Origin of the sequence: Paramagnetospirillum kuznetsovii (genome assembly GCF_003284725.1) — a bacterium.
Lineage (GTDB): Bacteria > Pseudomonadota > Alphaproteobacteria > Rhodospirillales > Magnetospirillaceae > Phaeospirillum > Phaeospirillum kuznetsovii.
Genome location: NZ_PGTO01000007.1, coordinates 35,185 through 51,591, shown reverse-complemented (window position 1 = coordinate 51,591; position 16,407 = coordinate 35,185). Strand labels below are relative to the sequence as shown.

Annotated in this window: 14 protein-coding genes; 6 read left to right on the top strand and 8 right to left on the bottom strand. The window is 58.6% G+C overall.

The annotated features are described in order from the left end of the window. Positions 1 to 24: 24 nt before the first annotated feature. Positions 25 to 1,209, top strand: a complete 1,185-nt coding sequence (locus CU669_RS10925) for a glycosyltransferase family protein (protein ID WP_112144576.1) — start codon at positions 25 to 27, stop codon at positions 1,207 to 1,209. Here the strand turns inward: CU669_RS10925 and CU669_RS10920 are convergent. After that, a complete protein-coding gene (locus CU669_RS10920; RefSeq protein ID WP_161539638.1) occupies positions 1,143 to 2,501 on the bottom strand; it encodes a glycosyltransferase family 4 protein in 1,359 nt (452 codons plus the stop codon). The genes CU669_RS10925 and CU669_RS10920 overlap by 67 nt on opposite strands. Before the next feature lie 60 nt (positions 2,502 to 2,561). Beyond that, a complete protein-coding gene (gene gmd, locus CU669_RS10915; RefSeq protein WP_112144573.1) occupies positions 2,562 to 3,599 on the bottom strand; it encodes a GDP-mannose 4,6-dehydratase in 1,038 nt (345 codons plus the stop codon). 217 nt (positions 3,600 to 3,816) lie between these two features. Between gmd and CU669_RS10910 the strand changes: the two genes are divergently transcribed. From CU669_RS10910 to CU669_RS10900, 3 genes are all read left to right on the top strand, one after another. After that, complete coding sequence (locus CU669_RS10910; RefSeq protein WP_112144571.1) at positions 3,817 to 4,770, top strand: GDP-mannose 4,6-dehydratase; 954 nt, start codon at positions 3,817 to 3,819, stop codon at positions 4,768 to 4,770. Further along, positions 4,767 to 6,494, top strand: a complete 1,728-nt coding sequence (locus CU669_RS10905) for a glycosyltransferase (protein ID WP_112144570.1) — start codon at positions 4,767 to 4,769, stop codon at positions 6,492 to 6,494. Before CU669_RS10910 ends, CU669_RS10905 begins: the two co-directional genes overlap by 4 nt. Before the next feature lie 90 nt (positions 6,495 to 6,584). Then, entirely contained in the window at positions 6,585 to 8,072 is a 1,488-nt protein-coding gene (locus CU669_RS10900; RefSeq protein WP_112144568.1) for a B12-binding domain-containing radical SAM protein, read from the top strand. On the opposite strand, the gene CU669_RS10895 is transcribed toward CU669_RS10900, so the two are convergent. The 4 genes from CU669_RS10895 to CU669_RS10880 form a co-directional block, all read right to left on the bottom strand. Next, the gene (locus tag CU669_RS10895; RefSeq protein ID WP_112144566.1) at positions 8,052 to 9,332 is read right to left on the bottom strand and encodes an O-antigen ligase family protein; all 1,281 of its coding nucleotides are present in this window, start codon (positions 9,330 to 9,332) and stop codon (positions 8,052 to 8,054) included. The two genes, CU669_RS10900 and CU669_RS10895, sit on opposite strands and share 21 nt — an antisense overlap. After that, positions 9,329 to 10,585 carry a glycosyltransferase family 4 protein gene (locus tag CU669_RS10890; protein ID WP_112144564.1) on the bottom strand — a complete coding sequence of 419 codons (1,257 nt, stop codon included), beginning with the start codon at positions 10,583 to 10,585 and terminating at the stop codon, positions 9,329 to 9,331. Before CU669_RS10890 ends, CU669_RS10895 begins: the two co-directional genes overlap by 4 nt. Before the next feature lie 153 nt (positions 10,586 to 10,738). Further along, positions 10,739 to 11,185, bottom strand: coding sequence for a bacteriohemerythrin (locus CU669_RS10885; protein WP_112144562.1), 447 nt, complete (start codon positions 11,183 to 11,185; stop codon positions 10,739 to 10,741). Positions 11,186 to 11,188: 3 nt separating this feature from the next. Further along, a complete protein-coding gene (locus CU669_RS10880) occupies positions 11,189 to 12,127 on the bottom strand; it encodes a histone deacetylase family protein (RefSeq protein ID WP_239988676.1) in 939 nt (312 codons plus the stop codon). A 143-nt stretch (positions 12,128 to 12,270) separates the two neighbouring features. On the opposite strand from CU669_RS10880, the gene CU669_RS21110 reads away from it, so the two are divergent. Then, positions 12,271 to 12,642 carry a hypothetical protein gene (locus tag CU669_RS21110; RefSeq protein WP_146747718.1) on the top strand — a complete coding sequence of 124 codons (372 nt, stop codon included), beginning with the start codon at positions 12,271 to 12,273 and terminating at the stop codon, positions 12,640 to 12,642. A gap of 81 nt (positions 12,643 to 12,723) precedes the next feature. Next, a complete protein-coding gene (locus tag CU669_RS10875) occupies positions 12,724 to 13,596 on the top strand; it encodes a class I SAM-dependent methyltransferase (RefSeq protein WP_112144559.1) in 873 nt (290 codons plus the stop codon). Between the two features lie 33 nt (positions 13,597 to 13,629). On the opposite strand, the gene CU669_RS10870 is transcribed toward CU669_RS10875, so the two are convergent. After that, positions 13,630 to 14,841: an alpha-amylase family protein gene (locus CU669_RS10870; RefSeq protein ID WP_112144557.1), complete on the bottom strand. Its 1,212-nt coding sequence runs from the start codon at positions 14,839 to 14,841 to the stop codon at positions 13,630 to 13,632. Between the two features lie 3 nt (positions 14,842 to 14,844). Continuing rightward, positions 14,845 to 16,314: an MBOAT family O-acyltransferase gene (locus CU669_RS10865; protein WP_112144555.1), complete on the bottom strand. Its 1,470-nt coding sequence runs from the start codon at positions 16,312 to 16,314 to the stop codon at positions 14,845 to 14,847. Positions 16,315 to 16,407 lie beyond the last annotated feature (93 nt).

Below are 16,407 nucleotides of genomic sequence, written 5' to 3'. Positions count from 1 at the left end.
CGCTCGGCTTGGGCGGCGCTGGAAATGTCTCTTCCCGTCATTCTTTGGCCGTTGAACAAACTCCTTGCCTTGGCGCTGCGTCAAAAATACGACGCCGGGTCGGTCCTGCATGTGAGTTTTCCCTTCCACATCGTCCATTACACCGTGATTTTGCTCCGGCGCCAGGGCGTCACCGCGGATTATGTGGCGGTGGGGGGCAGTCGGGATTGGACGCTCTGCGATTACCACTTCCAGCGTTGGCGCAAATGGATGCCCTTGGCATTGACCGAGTTCTGGTTTTTCTGGCGCGTAATGCGCCGTTATGAACTGGTGCAATTCCATTTCATGCAGGGAATCAGCCGATCAGGATGGGAATGGCCTATTCTCAAATCCATGGGTCGGAAGATCATCGTCTATTACTCCGGATGCGAGGCCCGCGACTGGCGGCGCAATATGGCATTGCATCCCAGCGTGAACATTTGCGAAGACTGCGACTATGGTCGTGATCTTTGCAGCAACGCCCTGTCCGTGTTGCGCCGACGGCTCAGCCGGAAATACGCTGATCTCGAAATGGTGACGACACCGGATTTGCTGGACTTTGTCCCTGAGGCAATTCATTTTCCCTTTTTCTCACCACCTGCTGACATCATCCCGAAACGCCGTCGTGATACATGGCCGACGAATGGCTGCCTGCGAATCGTTCATGTCACGAACCATCCCGGGATCGAAGGAACTCGCATGATCGCTGATGCGGTGGAGGCACTGCGCATCAAGGGCCATGCCATCGAGATTCGACATATTAAGGGGGCTTCCTATTCCGAAGTGCTGCAGGAATTGGTGGATGCCGACCTGTCCATCGGAAAGATGAAGATGGGGTTTTACGCCAATGCCCAAATCGAAGCCCTCTGCTGTGGCGTTCCCACTATCACCCATATCAGGCCGGATTTGCGTGATCAGGCCTATCCTGTTCCCGGATTGATTTTCTCGTCACTCGACGAGTTGGAAACAATGATCGAAGCGCTATTACTCCAGCCAGGGCAGTTGGAAGCCTTCCGTCGAATGGCCGAGGCGGCCATCCGAGCGCTGCATGACAATGATGAGTTGACGCGCCGACTGGCCTCAATCTACAGGGAAGTCTGTAAGGGCAAGCGAACTGGCGACCTTCAGGCTTGGAGCGGCCTAAGGCCGGCTGCTTCCTCCAGCACTTGGCCAATTACGCCAATCAATTGATCCACGATGACATCGGTCGCGTGATGTCGGGCCACATAGGCGCGAGCGGCATCCGAGGCGCTTTTCCACGTCGGCTCGTCGGCCACCAGAGAACGAACGGCTGCGACCATTCCCGCGAAGTCGCCGTTGAGAATGCGGCCGCATCCCCAGGTCTCGATCACGTTGTTTGGATCTGCAGTCAGGGAAACTACCGGAGTTCCTGCGCGGAATGCTTCCAACATTGCATTCGAAAAGCCCTCGAACAGGGATGTGTTCAGTAACAAAATGCTACGCTCCAATGCGGCGGGAACATCGGCGCGCGAAATTTTCTGCAGAATTTCTACATTACCGGGTTGTTGTGTCGCTATTTTTTCTTCTATCTCGGGTCGGTTTGGATTAACAACCATCAAGAAGTGCAAGTCTGGGCAAGCCTTGGCGATCTCGAAGACCAGTAACGGTTGCTTCACAATGTCGGCCTTGCCTATCCAGAATATGACATCCCGCTCGGCTCTTGGCCGTTCGGCATTTGGCTGAAGAGAAAGGTCGATGGGATTTAGAATGATCGTTGCTTGCTGGCCAAAATGCTCACGTGCCGCTTTCTCCTGCAGATCATTTTGCACCACGATATGATCCGCGCTGACCAAGCTAAAATAGCAATGCCCCCCACGGCATCCATAGTAATTCCTTATATTAGAGTGAGGGACATATGAATCATCAAAGTCAGAATCACTTGCGCCAAATAGAATAAACTTCTTTTTCGAAGAATTGCAGAACGCAGCTAATTCCGCCATCAATTCGCTTGCGCCAAATCCGATGTAAATATCAGCATTAATATTTCTATATGTTTCCACCCTGTTCGGATGCTGGTAATAGACGCTCAAGCCGCCCTCCCACAAGCGGGGATACGCCAGCCACTCCAGCAAGGTGCCCAGCGATAGCCTTAACGCTCTGCTGGCGTCAATAACAGACTGAACCGCCATGATCGCGTGATAGATTGGTCGAGTCGCCCACTTTCGACGCAGAGACAACACGCGGCCAGTGGAGGTCGCAATCCCCTTTCCAAGCATGGAAGGCCAAAGGAAATTCGTCGCGGGTCGAAATTTGGTGGGGCGATATTTCGTGACGGTCACCCCGGCAATCTCTTCCGACTCTGCCTGCCCATGGTCGAATACGACAAAATTAACGTCAAAGCCCTGATGAGCAGCCAGTCCAGTCGCTAAAATATGTGCCTGAACCTCAAGCCCCCCAAATGGAAAATGCCGAGAGGAATTGAAGAGCGTATATGCATAAGGAGCGACGAAACACACCTTCATGTCGCGACTTCCCATGAGCCAGTTGAAGAGACGTCGGATCGGCGGCTCCTCGACGGCAGCCTAGCCAATTGCCTTGATATCTGCCGCCATCATCTCTTCGATTAAGGCGGCGAATGTGGTGGTTGCGGACCAGCCAAGGTTACGCTTCGCCTTTGATGCGTCGCCGATCAGAAGCTCCACCTCGGTCGGCCGGAAATACCGGGGGTCAATGCGGACGATAGCGTCCCCGGATCGAGTATCGATACCAACCTCATCAATGCCGGTCCCTTTCCACGTGATCGTTCGCCCCACACAGGCGAAAGCCCGCTCGACGAATTCACGCACGCTATGGCCCTCGCCGGTGGCAAGGACATAGTCGTCAGGTTCTGGCTGTTGGAGCATGCGCCACATGCCCTCCACATAATCCTTGGCATGACCCCAGTCGCGCACCGCGTCAAGATTGCCGAGATATAACGTGTCTTGCCGGCCGGTATGAATGGCGGCGACCGCGCGGGTAATCTTCCGCGTCACGAAAGTCTCGCCCCGAATCGGGCTTTCATGATTGAACAAGATGCCGTTAGAGGCGTGCAAGCCATAGGCCTCGCGATAATTCACCGTGATCCAATAGGCATACAGTTTGGCGGCGCCATAGGGTGAACGCGGGTAGAACGGCGTGGTTTCTCGCTGCGGCGTTTCTGCGACCTTGCCGTAGAGCTCCGAGGTCGATGCCTGGTAGAAACGCACGCGGTCAGTCATTCCGAGAATGCGAATCGCTTCCAGGAGGCGCAGCGTGCCGAGCCCGTCGGAATTGGCCGTGTATTCCGGCGTCTCGAAGCTGACCTGAACGTGGCTCTGGGCGGCAAGATTGTAAATCTCGTCTGGCTGAGTTTCTTGAACAACCCGGATCAGGTTGGTGGCGTCGGTGAGATCGCCGAAATGCATGCGCAGGCGCGTTTCGCCATCGTGGGGATCACGATAGAGATGATCGATCCGTCCAGTGTTGAAAGAAGAAGAACGCCGTTTGACCCCGTGGACCACGTAGCCCTTGGACAGCAGAAGCTCGGCCAAATAGGCGCCGTCCTGTCCGGTGATGCCGGTTATTAATGCTGTCGGAGCCATGCAGCGGATTTACCCGAAGCCATTGCGTAAGGGGCACTCGTAGTTTACCGGCCAATGACTGTCAAGGCTTGTTGATCTGCGGGGTGCGTCTGATCCATCCGAACGGGAAACATGTTGTGGCAACGACGTTAAAAATGCTAAATCGCGGGAAAGTCGGTGCCGCCATACTGGTCATGGTCGGAATTGTCGCGCGCCGTTGGTCCGATGGGCGGGGTCCATGCTTAAGGCATTGATTATTGGGATTTCCGGGCAAGACGGATCTTATCTGGCGCGACATCTTCTGGGTCTGGGTTACCACGTGACGGGAAGCTCCCGCAACGATAGGCCGTTCCTCAATTTGGATAGATTGGGACTGAGCGACCAAGTTGAGATGGTTCGCCTCGACCCTACTGATACCATGGCCGTCACCCAATTGTTGGAGCGGGTACGCCCGGACGAAGTCTATGCCTTGTCGGGATTGACCTCCGTGGCTCGCTCCTTTGCAGACCCCGCCGGCGCCTTCGCGGCCAATGCGGGTGCGACCTCGGCGATCTTGGAGGCTTTGCGCGCCAATCGAGGCATCCGTTGTTTTTTCGCCGGATCGTCGGAGTGCTTCGGTGACACGCAGATGCCGGCCAATTGCGACACACCGTTTTATCCGCGCAGTCCCTATGCCACGGCGAAAGCATTCACCTTCTGGCAGGTGCGAACCTATCGCCAAGCCTTTGACATGCATGTCTCGACCGGCATTTTGTTCAGTCACGAATCACCTTTGCGGGGGGCGGACTTTGTAACGCGCAAAATTATTTCAAGCGCGTCGCGTATTGCCCGGGGAAGTGACGAGCGCCTAAGCCTCGGAGACATAAGCCCGATCCGAGATTGGGGATGGGCTCCCGATTTTGTTGAAGCCATGCATCTGATGCTTCGGCGTGAGCAGGCCGAGGATTTTATCATCGCCACCGGCCGTAGCGCTCCACTCGCCTATCTGGTCGAGCGCGCATTCGCGGTCTTGGGGCTTGATTGGCGTGACCATGTTGATTACCGGAACGATGCGCCGCCGACCAATATCGTCCGCCGAAGTTACGCTGACATTAGCGCAACGCAGGATCGTCTGGGCTGGACAGCGCGAACCGATGTCGATGGCGTCGTTGATCGATTGACCCAGTGTGAAAAAGCAGGAGAACCGGGATGACGGCCTCGGAGCAAAAGTCCATGGTGACCGGAAATTGTGGGCCAGAGGCTGCCAAGCGCGTTTTGGTGTTTACAGCCACGTATAACGAATTGGGCAATATCGACGTTCTTATCGAGCGCATCTTCGCAACCGGGATCGATCTGGAAATCCTGGTGGTCGATGACAATTCGCCTGACGGCACCGGACGCCATCTCGACGAATTGGCCAGCATCCAACCCCGCCTGCGCGTTGTCCACCGTCCCTGTAAAATGGGCCTCGGCAGCGCTCATCAACTGGCGATGGTCTACGCGGTCCAGAATGGATACGACCATCTCGTGACCATGGACGCGGACCTGTCCCACGACCCTGCGGAAATCCCCGCCCTTCTCGCGAAATTGGCGGATGTGGACTTTGTGATCGGGTCACGGTATGCCCCAGGAGGATCCAGCGACTATGATGGTTATCGCCGTTTCCTAAGCGTGTCGGCCAACACCCTGGCGCGTCGGTTCCTGGGCATTCCAACCCACGAATTTACGACGTCGTTTCGTGCTTTCCGGGTCAACATGCTGCGGGACCGACGCTGTGCCAAGCTCAAGGGCGGCGGATACTCTTACTTCATGGAAACGGTCTACCGACTTCACCGGGCCGGCTTTCGCATGGCCGAGGTTCCGATTCAATTCCGCGACCGCCATTTCGGCTCATCCAAAATTCCCCGATTCGAGATTTTCAGCGGCGTGGCCAAACTCTTAAGGCTCACTTTGTCGCGACTTGCCGGACGCGGATCAATCTCGGCAACCAATATCGAGGATAATTGCCAGGGCTGCGGTTCTCCATTCCTCATGGAATACCATGCGCGGAAGGACGACGCCTCCATTAACGGCAAGGCTGACGCCTATCGGTGTTCCAGCATGGCCCATGGCAGCAAGCCCCAAGTGGCCCTCTGCCTGCGGTGTGGCCTCATGCAGGTGCCAGCGAAGCAGCAACCGAAGAATCTTGCCGATATCTATGCGGATGTCGAAGACGAACTCTACATGGAAAACGCTCTTGCCCGGCAAATCACATTTGCACGCTTGATCCACCGGATCTCCCCTTGGCTCGGCAAACCCGGAACCCTGGTTGAAGTCGGCTCCTATTGCGGCCTATTTTTGGCGGAGGCGATAAAGCGCGGTTGGTCAGTCACCGGTGTGGAACCATCACGCTGGGCTTCGAATTTCGCCAGAACGTCACTGAACATCCCCATTCATCAGGGCTCCCTCGCCACAGTCTCAAAGGAGCTGCAGCCGCCTTATGACGCGGTGATGTCCTGGGATGTGATGGAACATCTCGACCATCCCTTCGACATGCTCTTGCAATCAAACCGTCTTTTACGGCAAGGCGGAACTCTCAGTTTTTGCACCTTGGATGCGGCAAACTGGTTTCCGCGCCTGCTGGGCGGCCGATGGCCGTGGCTGATGGATATGCATCTGTATTACTTCACGCGACCATTGCTGCGGCGGTGGCTGACGAATGCCGGATTCGAAATCATCTACATGGGTGATTATCGCCATTATGCGACTCTTAGTTATCTTGCATTGAAAGCCGCCACCTTATTACCCCGCCCACTGCAAGGCCTGGCCGCGTCATTGGCAGAAGTTCTGCCAACAAAATTAGCGGTTCCGGTGAGTTTCGGGGATATCGTTCTCATCGTAGCCCGGAAAATTCACGACTCGGAACTTGTAGACGGAAGCCTGCCCGACCAAGATTAACCGCAATTTAAAGATGGATTTTTCATCTGCCGCACGGTGCTACACTGCGGCAGCCCTGGGTGGCTCGGAAATAAGGACGCTGGCATTGTCATGAAAATTCTGATGATTAACCCACCCGATGAGAATGCGGTCATCGAGAATCCTGACTCCCACAGTGAAGACGGCACCTTCCTTGAGGCAGACGACTTTGGGGAATTTCCACCACTGGGCATGCTCTACGTTCTGAGCTATCTGGAGAAAAACACCACCGGGCACGAATTCCACTTCATCGACTGCATCGCGCAGGGCATCCGACAGGCCAAAATCCCGGCCATAATCGAAGAGATCAAACCCGACATCGTGGGCGTCACCAGCTTTACCATCTCGATGGTCGATTGCTGCATGGTTGCTGAGACGGTCAGAAAAATAGTTCCGCACGCCCACATCTGCCTGGGCGGCCATCATGCCATCGCTTACCCGTTTGAAGCTGCTCAGTTGCCGCAATTCGATTCTATTGTGGTGGGTGAAGGTGAATACGCGTTCACTGCGCTGGTCAACGCGCTCGAAAAAGGTGAGGACATCACCACCATTCTCGGCGTCTATACAAAAATCTCCATCAACGCTTGGCGTGATCAGCAATTCAGGGACAAGCGCTTCCTTGCCCGCGTATCGGTGCCGCCCGCCTATGTGGAAAACGTCGACGATCTGCCCCTGGTCGATCGGAAGTGGATCCGTCACCTGCGCTACAAGAGCATTCTAGGCGTTTCCTCTGATCTGGCGACCATTCTGTCGTCGCGTGGCTGTCCCTATCTGTGCACCTTCTGCGATGTCCCCTATAAGCGCTATCGCCAACGCTCCCACGAAAGCGTCGTTGATGAAATCGAAGAGTGCTTGGCCATGGGATACAAGGAATTTCGATTCTATGACGACTTGTTCAATATCACGCCGAAAAAGATCGTAGAGTTCTGTGATGAATTGGACAGAAGAGGCCTTAAAATAGAGTGGGACTTTCGTGGTCGCGTCAATACGGTAACCTACGAATCCCTAAAGCGCGCCAAGCAATCTGGCCTTCGCATGATTGCGTTCGGCGTCGAGACCGGTTCCGACGACGGACTAAAGGCCCTGAAGAAGGGAACCAATACGACCAAGGTCAGCAACGCCTTCAAATGGTGCCGAGACCTGGGCATCCTGACAGTGGCTGACTATATCATCGGTCTGCCGCACGAACGGACACCGGAAGATGTTAAGGCTAACATCGACTTTCTGGTCGGTCTTGACCCCGACTACGCGCAGGTTTCGGTGTTGAAGCTTTATCCCAATACCGAAATGTACGATCAAGCTGTGGCCAAGAAGATCATCGAACCCGGCCGCTGGGAACAGTTCGCCCTTAAGCCGCACAAGGGCTACGTGGTTGATCACTGGACCGAGTTCATGGACTTGGACACGCTGATCGGGCTACAGAAATGGGCCTATCGTCGCTTTTATTTTCGGCCTAAATACATCGCCCGCAGTGCTTTCAAGACACGGTCGATTTACGAGTTGCTCTCAAAGGCCAAAGGTGCCTTCAAGATCCTCAAGTCAAATCGAAGGCTCGCCTGATGACGGCAATGGTTCGCTTATGGTAAGGCGGCAGAAGGTGGCAACCACCCAAAGAGTGGACACCCACCAACTTTGCCAAGCACCATAGGACACCGCTGAGACAACCAGGGCCGCGACAATGCACCCGGCAATGCCCGCCGCCGACAATGGATCCCTGGCCGCAGACTTTTCTACGTTACCGACCATGGTCCATAGGAAGGCCGCCAAAATCAGCGCCCCTCCCAGCCCGAGTTCCAACCAGCATTGGAGGATGGCGTTATGGGGATGGAGAGGCATCAGATTGCCGTTGATGACCCGTCGTGTTCCATGGGTTACCGGGTAATAGTCGATAAGGTTTACCGTTTCATCCCCGCCGGGAATGGATCGCGACGCATCCATTCCCCAACCCAGCATCCGATGTTCCGCGATCCGGTCCGCCGCGAAATGCCATATCAATAAGCGATGATGAGCCGACAAGGGCAGCCAGGGCATTGAATCGAATGTCTCCGGAGGCTGCGGCGCTCGACTGATGACGCCTGGCAAAATCAGAACGCAGACGACCACTGCTGCTTTTAAGACGCGCAGCCATATCCGCGGTGAAATACGCACCAGCAAAAACATTGCGCCACCAAAAGCTAAAGCCAATCGCCCCGCCAAACTATCGCTTAGCAGCAAGGCGACCATTGCAATTCCGATACCTCCGATGGCCCAATGACTTCGAGCGCGCCATGCTAGCACTATGAATGGCCAAATAAGGAGCGCCAGAACCGTTCCCCCACGTCCTAAAAGTGATTTTTGAGTCGATGAAAGGAACTGCCCCGGCCCAGCCTTGATATGAAATATTAACTGCGACAGCCCATTTCCTGTCTCGACCTCAATGATCAGAACAACCGCTGCCACGAATATTCCGAGCGTAAACGCCGGAACTATAAACCGAAAACGTTCAAGTCTTATCGTTCCGGCCAAAGCAAACGACAGGCTTCCTGCGATGCTCAGCGCGGCAAGCCGAACGATCGCCAAGGCTCCACTCTGAATCTCCATCGCCCAGAGCAGGCTGATCGCCCCCCAACCGCACAAAGCTGCGACCAGAATTAGCGGTGCGATAGGGAGCAAGCCAAAGTCGCCACCACGCCAAAATAGAATTGCGCACAATCCCCCGAAAATCGGCAAGTAGACCGCCATGCCCAACGGCACCAATACCGCCAGCGGCGGCGCCACCAGGGCGGCCAGGGCGAAGGTGTATTCCGGCGCGCGTTCGAGGAAGGTCCGTTCTTCACTCATCCTTCGATCATCCCGGCCTCGGCGGGGCCTTTTTCGGCGACCACGAGGTCAAGCGCCTGGATGAACAACTCGGCCTGACGCTCGCGGGTGTGGCGCGGCGCGGCGGCAAGGCTTGCGGCGGCAAGGCTCGAGCGTAGCGCGGCGTCGGATTCCAGCCGCCGTGCCGCCTCGGCCAATCCTTTCGGATCGGCGGCGGCGACGAACAGACCGGCCGCGTCGGCCTCGACGATATGGGACGCCTCGCCCCTGGGGGCCACCAGCAGCAGCGGCAGACCCATGCCCATGGCCTCGAAGATCTTGGACGGGATCACCTCGGCGAAGGCGGGCGAATCCTTCAGATGCACCAGCGCCACGTCGCACAGCGACCACACCCGGGGCATCATGTCCTTGGGCTGCGGCGGGCCGAACACCACATTGGACAGGCCGCGCCGCTTGGCTTCGTCCATCAGCATCTGGCGCTCCGCCCCGGCGCCCACCAGCAGGAATTTCACCCGCGGCGCATCATGCAGCAGCGAGGCTGCGTCCAGCACGTTGATCAGTCCGTGGGCCATGCCATGGGTGCCCACATAGCCGATGACGAAGCTGTCGCCCAGCCCCCATTGCGCCGCCAGTTCGGCGTCGCGGGGACGCGGTGCGTAGCGCGGTAGATCGACGCCGTTGATGACCACGGCGATCTTTTCCGCCGGGATGCCGCGCCGGATCAGGTCGTCCTTGAAGGCCCGTGTCAGGGCGATGACGGCGGCGGAGTGGCGGTACAGGAACAGTTCCAGCCTTTCCAGCCAACGGATGACGACGCTGTCCCTCATGGCGCCGACGGCGGTGATGGAACGCGGCCACAGATCGCCCAGTTCGAACACGAAGGGGACGCGCCGCGCCGCGGCCAGCGCCCAGCCGCCCACGGCGGCGAAAAACTGCGGACTGGTGGAAACCACCACATCGGGTCGCGGCTCCAACAGCCCGGCCACGAAGGCGGTGATCATGAAGGACACGAAGTCGAGGATACGCTTGGCGAAGCCCTCGTTAGGCGCGATATAGGTCTTCACCCGCACCACCCGGATGCCGCCCACGTCGTCGATCTGACGCCAGCGGTTCTCCCAGCCGTCGAACACCTTTCCGCCGGGGAAATTGGGGGCGCAGGTCAGCACCGTCACCTGATGGCCGGCGCGAATCCAATACAGGGCGCGCTCCGACACCCGCGTGGCGGCGGCATTGGTTTCCGGCGGAAAATTCTCGGTCAGGAACAGGATGCGCATGGCTCTGTCTACCGCAAACCGGTTCCGCCGTCATCTATCCCAGATACTTGAACCAAGTCGCCGTCGCCTTGGCGATGGAATCGGGGGGGCGCGCAGGGGGCGACGTCGCGCCAATAGTCGATGTCGTCGACGATGCGGCGCTCCCCATACCCATCAGACATCCCGGCCGTTGGAGCGCTTCCACTGGCCCACCGGCTTGGCGGTGTGGCTGGTCAGGAAGGGGACGTATTTGCGGTCCTCGCCCAGGATATGGGTGACCAGCCAGTTCTGGATCAGTTCGAACAGACGTTGGGCATCCACTTTCTCGCCGCGCTCGATATCCGATTTCAGCGAGAACACCACGTCATACATCTGATCGTGCAGTTCCTTGTGGGCGCGCCAGTCGGGGTAGCCCGCCTGCTTCATGTCCCGCTCTTCGTCGCTGAAATGGACCAGGACGAAGTCTTCCAGCTTGGCCATGACGGCCAGAACCTTGGCTTCCGGCGCGTCGGTCTCCAGCATGGGATGCAGCGCGTTCAGGCAATCGATGATCATCTGGTGATGACCATCCAACGTATCGCTGCCCACCGACATATCGGCGGTCCACTCAACGAAATTCATGGTTCAACCTTCCATCAGGACGCGGACATGGGCGGCGACGCAAGCCGCGAGGGCGCGCGTGTCATACCCGCCTTCCAGCAATGAGACAACCCGGCGTTCGGCGTGGGTTCGGGCAATGGCCAGCAATTGCCGGGTCAGCCATTCGAAATCCGCCACCTGCAGCCGCAGATGCGCCATGGGATCGGCGGCATGGGCATCGAATCCGGCGGAAATGATCATGAAGTCGGGTTTGAAATCATTGAGCCTGGGCAGGATGGTATCGGTATAGGCGGCGCGGAACACCTCCGACGCCGTTCCGGCGGGCAGCGGCACATTGACCACCACGCAACCGCCCTCCGGCCCGGTTTCCTCGGCCTTGCCGGTATAGGGAAACGCGTCCTCCTGATGGGATGAGGCATACAGGGTGCCGGGCTCGTTCCACAGAACATCCTGGGTGCCGTTGCCGTGATGGACGTCGAAGTCGATCACCGCCACCCGCTTGAAGCCGTGAGCATCACGAGCGTGCAAGGCAGCGATGGCGGCATTGGAAAACAGACAAAAGCCCATGGCGGCGTTGCGCTCGGCGTGATGGCCGGGCGGCCGCGTGGCGCAAAAGGCGTTGCGGCTGCGCCCGGTGGCCACTTCGTCCACGGCGGCGCAGGCGGCGCCCACCGAGCGCAAGGCGGCCTCGCCCGATTTGGGCGACAGCATGGTATCGCCGTCGAGTTCGATACAGCCTTCGCTGGGGACGGAATCCATCACCATGTCGTAATGGTCTTGCGGATGCGCCCGCAGGATTTGCGCCAGGGTGCCACGGGGAGCCTCTTCCCGCGGCACATACATGAATTCCTCGCGGTCGAAGATATGGCCGATGGCGCGCAGCCGGTCGGCGCATTCGGGATGGAATTCGCCGGTGTCGTGTTCCAGGCAGACATGATGGCTATAGATCACGGTGGATGACAAATGAGGACGCTCCCAACTGCCGACGGCTTGATGCCGCTCGTGGTCTCTGGGCAGGCCGAAGGGCGCGCCCGTCGATCCACCTACCCCAACAGTACCAAATGCAATACCGAGAGGCGAGCCATCCGACAGAGGAGGCCGGGAAAATGCGCGATTTTGGCAAGATCATGTCCGATCCGGGGTGGTGCGACCGCCCTACCCGCATGGGCGGCAGACCAAGTTTGCATGGGAGGAAAGGATGGAATCGTTCCATGATGTTGCGGTGCAGCATTGAAAATGCGCTGCCGCCGAAGCCACGCCACTTTGGAATCGTTGTTAACCATTATGAAACCATCTCTGCTCCAAGCTGCTTCTTGTGCATTGCAACATCGGAGGATTTCATGATGCTCCGTGACTGGATTCGCAACATCCCCATGGCGCTGTTGCGGCGGATCGTCGCCGACCAGAAGGTCCACGGCACCTATATCTGGACCCTCGCCCAGGAAGAATTGTCGTTGCGCCGCCAAATAGCGGCCTAGGCTCGGATTTGCCGTTCCGCGATGCTATGGTTGGGCCTCGGTCCCATCGGACCGCGAGCCCCTGGCGTGCCAAGGTGACGCATGACAAGCATTTCCGAACGCTTTCTCTTTCCCCCGGACGTTGTGCCTCATACACACTTCCTGCCCAAGCACGCCTTCATCATGGCCACCGTCAACGGCGCATTGAAGTCCGGCAACGCTTCGCTGCGCATCGCCGAGATCGGCTCATGGCTCGGCGCCTCGACTCTTCTGTGGAGCGAATCCATCTTGCGCTTCGGCGGGCCGCAGGCGGCCGCGGGATCGTCGGTCCTCTCCATTGACTCGTGGAATCCGATCCTCAGTTCCGAGGATCTGCAATCCGCCAAATATCAATTCTTCGCCAATGCGGCCAAGAATGACGTGGCCTACAACATCTACCTTCACAACGCCAAGGCCGGGTCCGAGGCCTATGGCGTCCCCATCGACCATATTCGCGGCGTCTCCGAGGATACTCTGCCCGGTCTGGGCGAGGATGTGTTCGACATCGTCTATGTGGATGCCGGTCATTATTACGATGACGCTTCCATCGATATCGCCCACGCCAAGCGCATGACCCGCATCGGCGGCATCATCTGCGGCGACGATCTCAACCTTCTGATGGAGGAGGTCGATATTCCCACGGCGCGGGCCAATGCCAATCGGGACTTGGTGGAAGATCCCAGGACCGGAAAGTTTTTCCACCCCGGCGTCACCCTGGCGGTGGGCGAGGCCTTCGATGCGGTCGGCACATGCGGCGGCTTCTGGGCGGTCCGCAAGACCGCCACCGACGCCTTCACCGCCCAGGAGGTCCGGTTCGACGGGCTGTTCATCCCCTCGTTCCTGACGGAGGCCGATCAAGCCCTGTTCTGCGACAGCGTGCGGCCTTACTATCCCGCAGGCTTCGCCGCGCCGCACCCGACGGTGCCGCTGATCTGACGCTGGCGCCACGCCGTTGAAACGGGGCTCTTGCTAAGGGTTTGACGTCGGCCGTTTCGAAGAATGGCCCGCGGTGGCCTCAGCCAATTGCCTGACATCTCTGAGTTCTTCCGGAAAATCGCGGCTGTAGACGCCATGCCGAGTCCGGGCGTTGGCCAGAACGCTCTCGATGGTGTTCGGAGTCAGTTCCGTGCCGAAGTCCGCAGGCACCGATGGGCTTCCGCCACTTGCGCCCAGCATGCGCGCCAGGATCAACTCGCCGGTGGCGCTGGTGTAGTGCGAGGACTCCCAGTACCACCGCATGGACTCGCCGACCGGTTCCGTGGTGATGGAATTGTAGTCGAAGAAATCCCAAAGCTGGATGGCGGCGCCGCCGGGATTCTCGTCTCTCAGCCGGGCAACCAGTCCGGTCAGGTCGCGCTTCCACTGCTCGAAGGCGGGAAACAGCCCCAACTCCCACATGGCCTCTAAATGGCGGGCATGCAGCGGCGAAATGTACAACACGACCTTGGCGCCCTTGGCATGGAAGCGCTCGATCACGGTGCGCAATTGTTCGACCCGTTCCGAGCGATAGTCAAAGCCGCGATAGCCGTTGGATCCGGTCATGAAGGTGGTCATGACCACGGTAAAGGCCTCGCGATGACGGACCGAGCTTTCCACCGCGTCACGGTCGTAATAGCCGAATTTGGTGAAGGGATCCCGCTTGTGCCGCTTGGAATTGCGGATGACAGTGCCGCAATCCACCAGCGACGGCCAAGAGACCAGTCGCTCCAGCAAGATGGGGATCAGGCTGCGCCCGGCGAAGGGAGATTGGGGGAAATCCGCCGCCGAGGACAGTTCATCCTTGGGAGTAAAGGTCAGGAAATCCAGGTCGATGATCACGGTTGACGGCGTCTGATGCTGGGCGGCGAACAGCGCCTCGATGCGGATTTCCGCCAGGTTGGTGCTCACCTGGGCGGCATTGAAAGCCGCGGCGCCACCCAAGACCGGTGAATTGGGGTTGAGCCCCAATTCCGCCCGCGATGTCCCGAAAATCAGCGTATCAAAGGAATAGCGGCTGAGGATGCCCCCCTTGTTGACCCTGCCGCCGCCGCGCTTCAGATGCTTTTGGTCGTTGAAGCCGCGAATGTCGCTCCAGTGGAAGCTGGCATAGGGATCGACCACCACATTGAACAGCGCGGCCAAAAGCAAACCGGCCGCGCTCGCGAGGAAGAAGGTCTTGAGATAGCGCAACGAGTCCATCATGGCTCAGAACTGGTAATAGAGGAATTCGGTGGGCGACCACAGGCTGAACACCGAGATCACCGTCAGGACCGCCAAAGCGACCGCCCAAAGGGGTGTGGGCCGCCACGCCAACCGCCCGAAATGCTCCGGGTCGGCCACCTTGGCAAGGCCGGGGTGGCACAGGCGCATGATTTGTTGCGAATTGGGCGCGACCAGGCTGATCACCAGCAGGCCCGCCACCGTCGCCAAGCCTTGCCAGGATGTGGCGGCGACGCCCCCGGAGCCAGAGCTTAAGCCGTGCAAACCGGCCATCCCGGCCAGCATCCCCAGCGCGGCGCCCAGGCTATGCGCCCGAAAGAACACCCAGGCCACCACCACCGCCAGCAGGGTCAGGGCCCAGGACGCCGTCTGGGCCAGCGCTCCGCCTTTGCCCTCGCCACGCCATTCCCGCCACAGATGATTGATCACCAGATAGATCCCATGCAGCCCGCCCCAGATGATGAAGGTCCAAGCCGCGCCGTGCCACAAGCCGCCGATAAGCATCACCAACATCAAATTGATCTGGCGGCGCCACGGCCCCCGGCGGTTGCCGCCCAAGGAGAAATAGAGGTAGTCGCGCAGGAACCGCGACAGCGTCATATGCCAGCGCCGCCAGAATTCGATGATATTGCGGGACTTGTATGGAGAATTGAAATTCACCGGCAGATCGATCCCGAACATCCGGGCCAATCCCAAGGCCATGTCGGAATAGGCGGAGAAATCGAAATAGATCTGGACCGTATAGGCCAGGGCCGCCTGCCACGCCTCGATCATGCCCAAGGGCTCACCCAGCGCCGAGGTGGTGAAGGCTCCGGTGACGTATTTCACCACCGGATCGGCCAGCAGCAGCTTCTTGCCCAATCCGATGATGAACATGGCGGAACCGGCGGCGAGATCCTCGTTGAAACTGGCCCGTTTACGCGACCCGAACTGGGGCATCATCTCCTTGTGATGGATGATCGGCCCGGCGATGAGATGGGGAAAGAAGGTGACGAACAGGGCGTAGTTCACCATCCCGGGCTCGGACGCCTCCCGACGGCGCACATCCACCAGATAGGCGATCTGGGTGAAGGTGAAGAAGGAGATGCCCAGGGGAATCAGACTTGACGCCACCTCAAACTCGAACCCGGCCAGTTGGTTCAAGGTCGTGGCGAAGAACCCGGCATATTTGAACCAGCCCAGCAGCGCCAGATTGAGACCCACGCCCAAAATCAGGACCGGCCCGCCCCAACCTCCGTCGCGCAGACGGATCAGCGCCAGGCCGAAAGCGTAGTTGGCGCAGATGGACAAGACCATGGGCCAGGAATGGATGGGATCCCACCAAGCATAGAACACCACCGAGGCCACGGTCAGGAAGGCCAGCGCCCCCGACCAACTGAGTCGCGCCAGCAGGCGGAACCCGACAAGGCAGATCGGCAGAAAGACGAACAGAAAGAGTGGCGAATTGAACAGCATGGCGCCCCAGAATCGCTGCTGGCTCGGTGGGGTCAACCTAATCGGAATAGGCCGTAGTCGCCAGCCTTTATGAGGCTCTGGGCCCGCATGGGG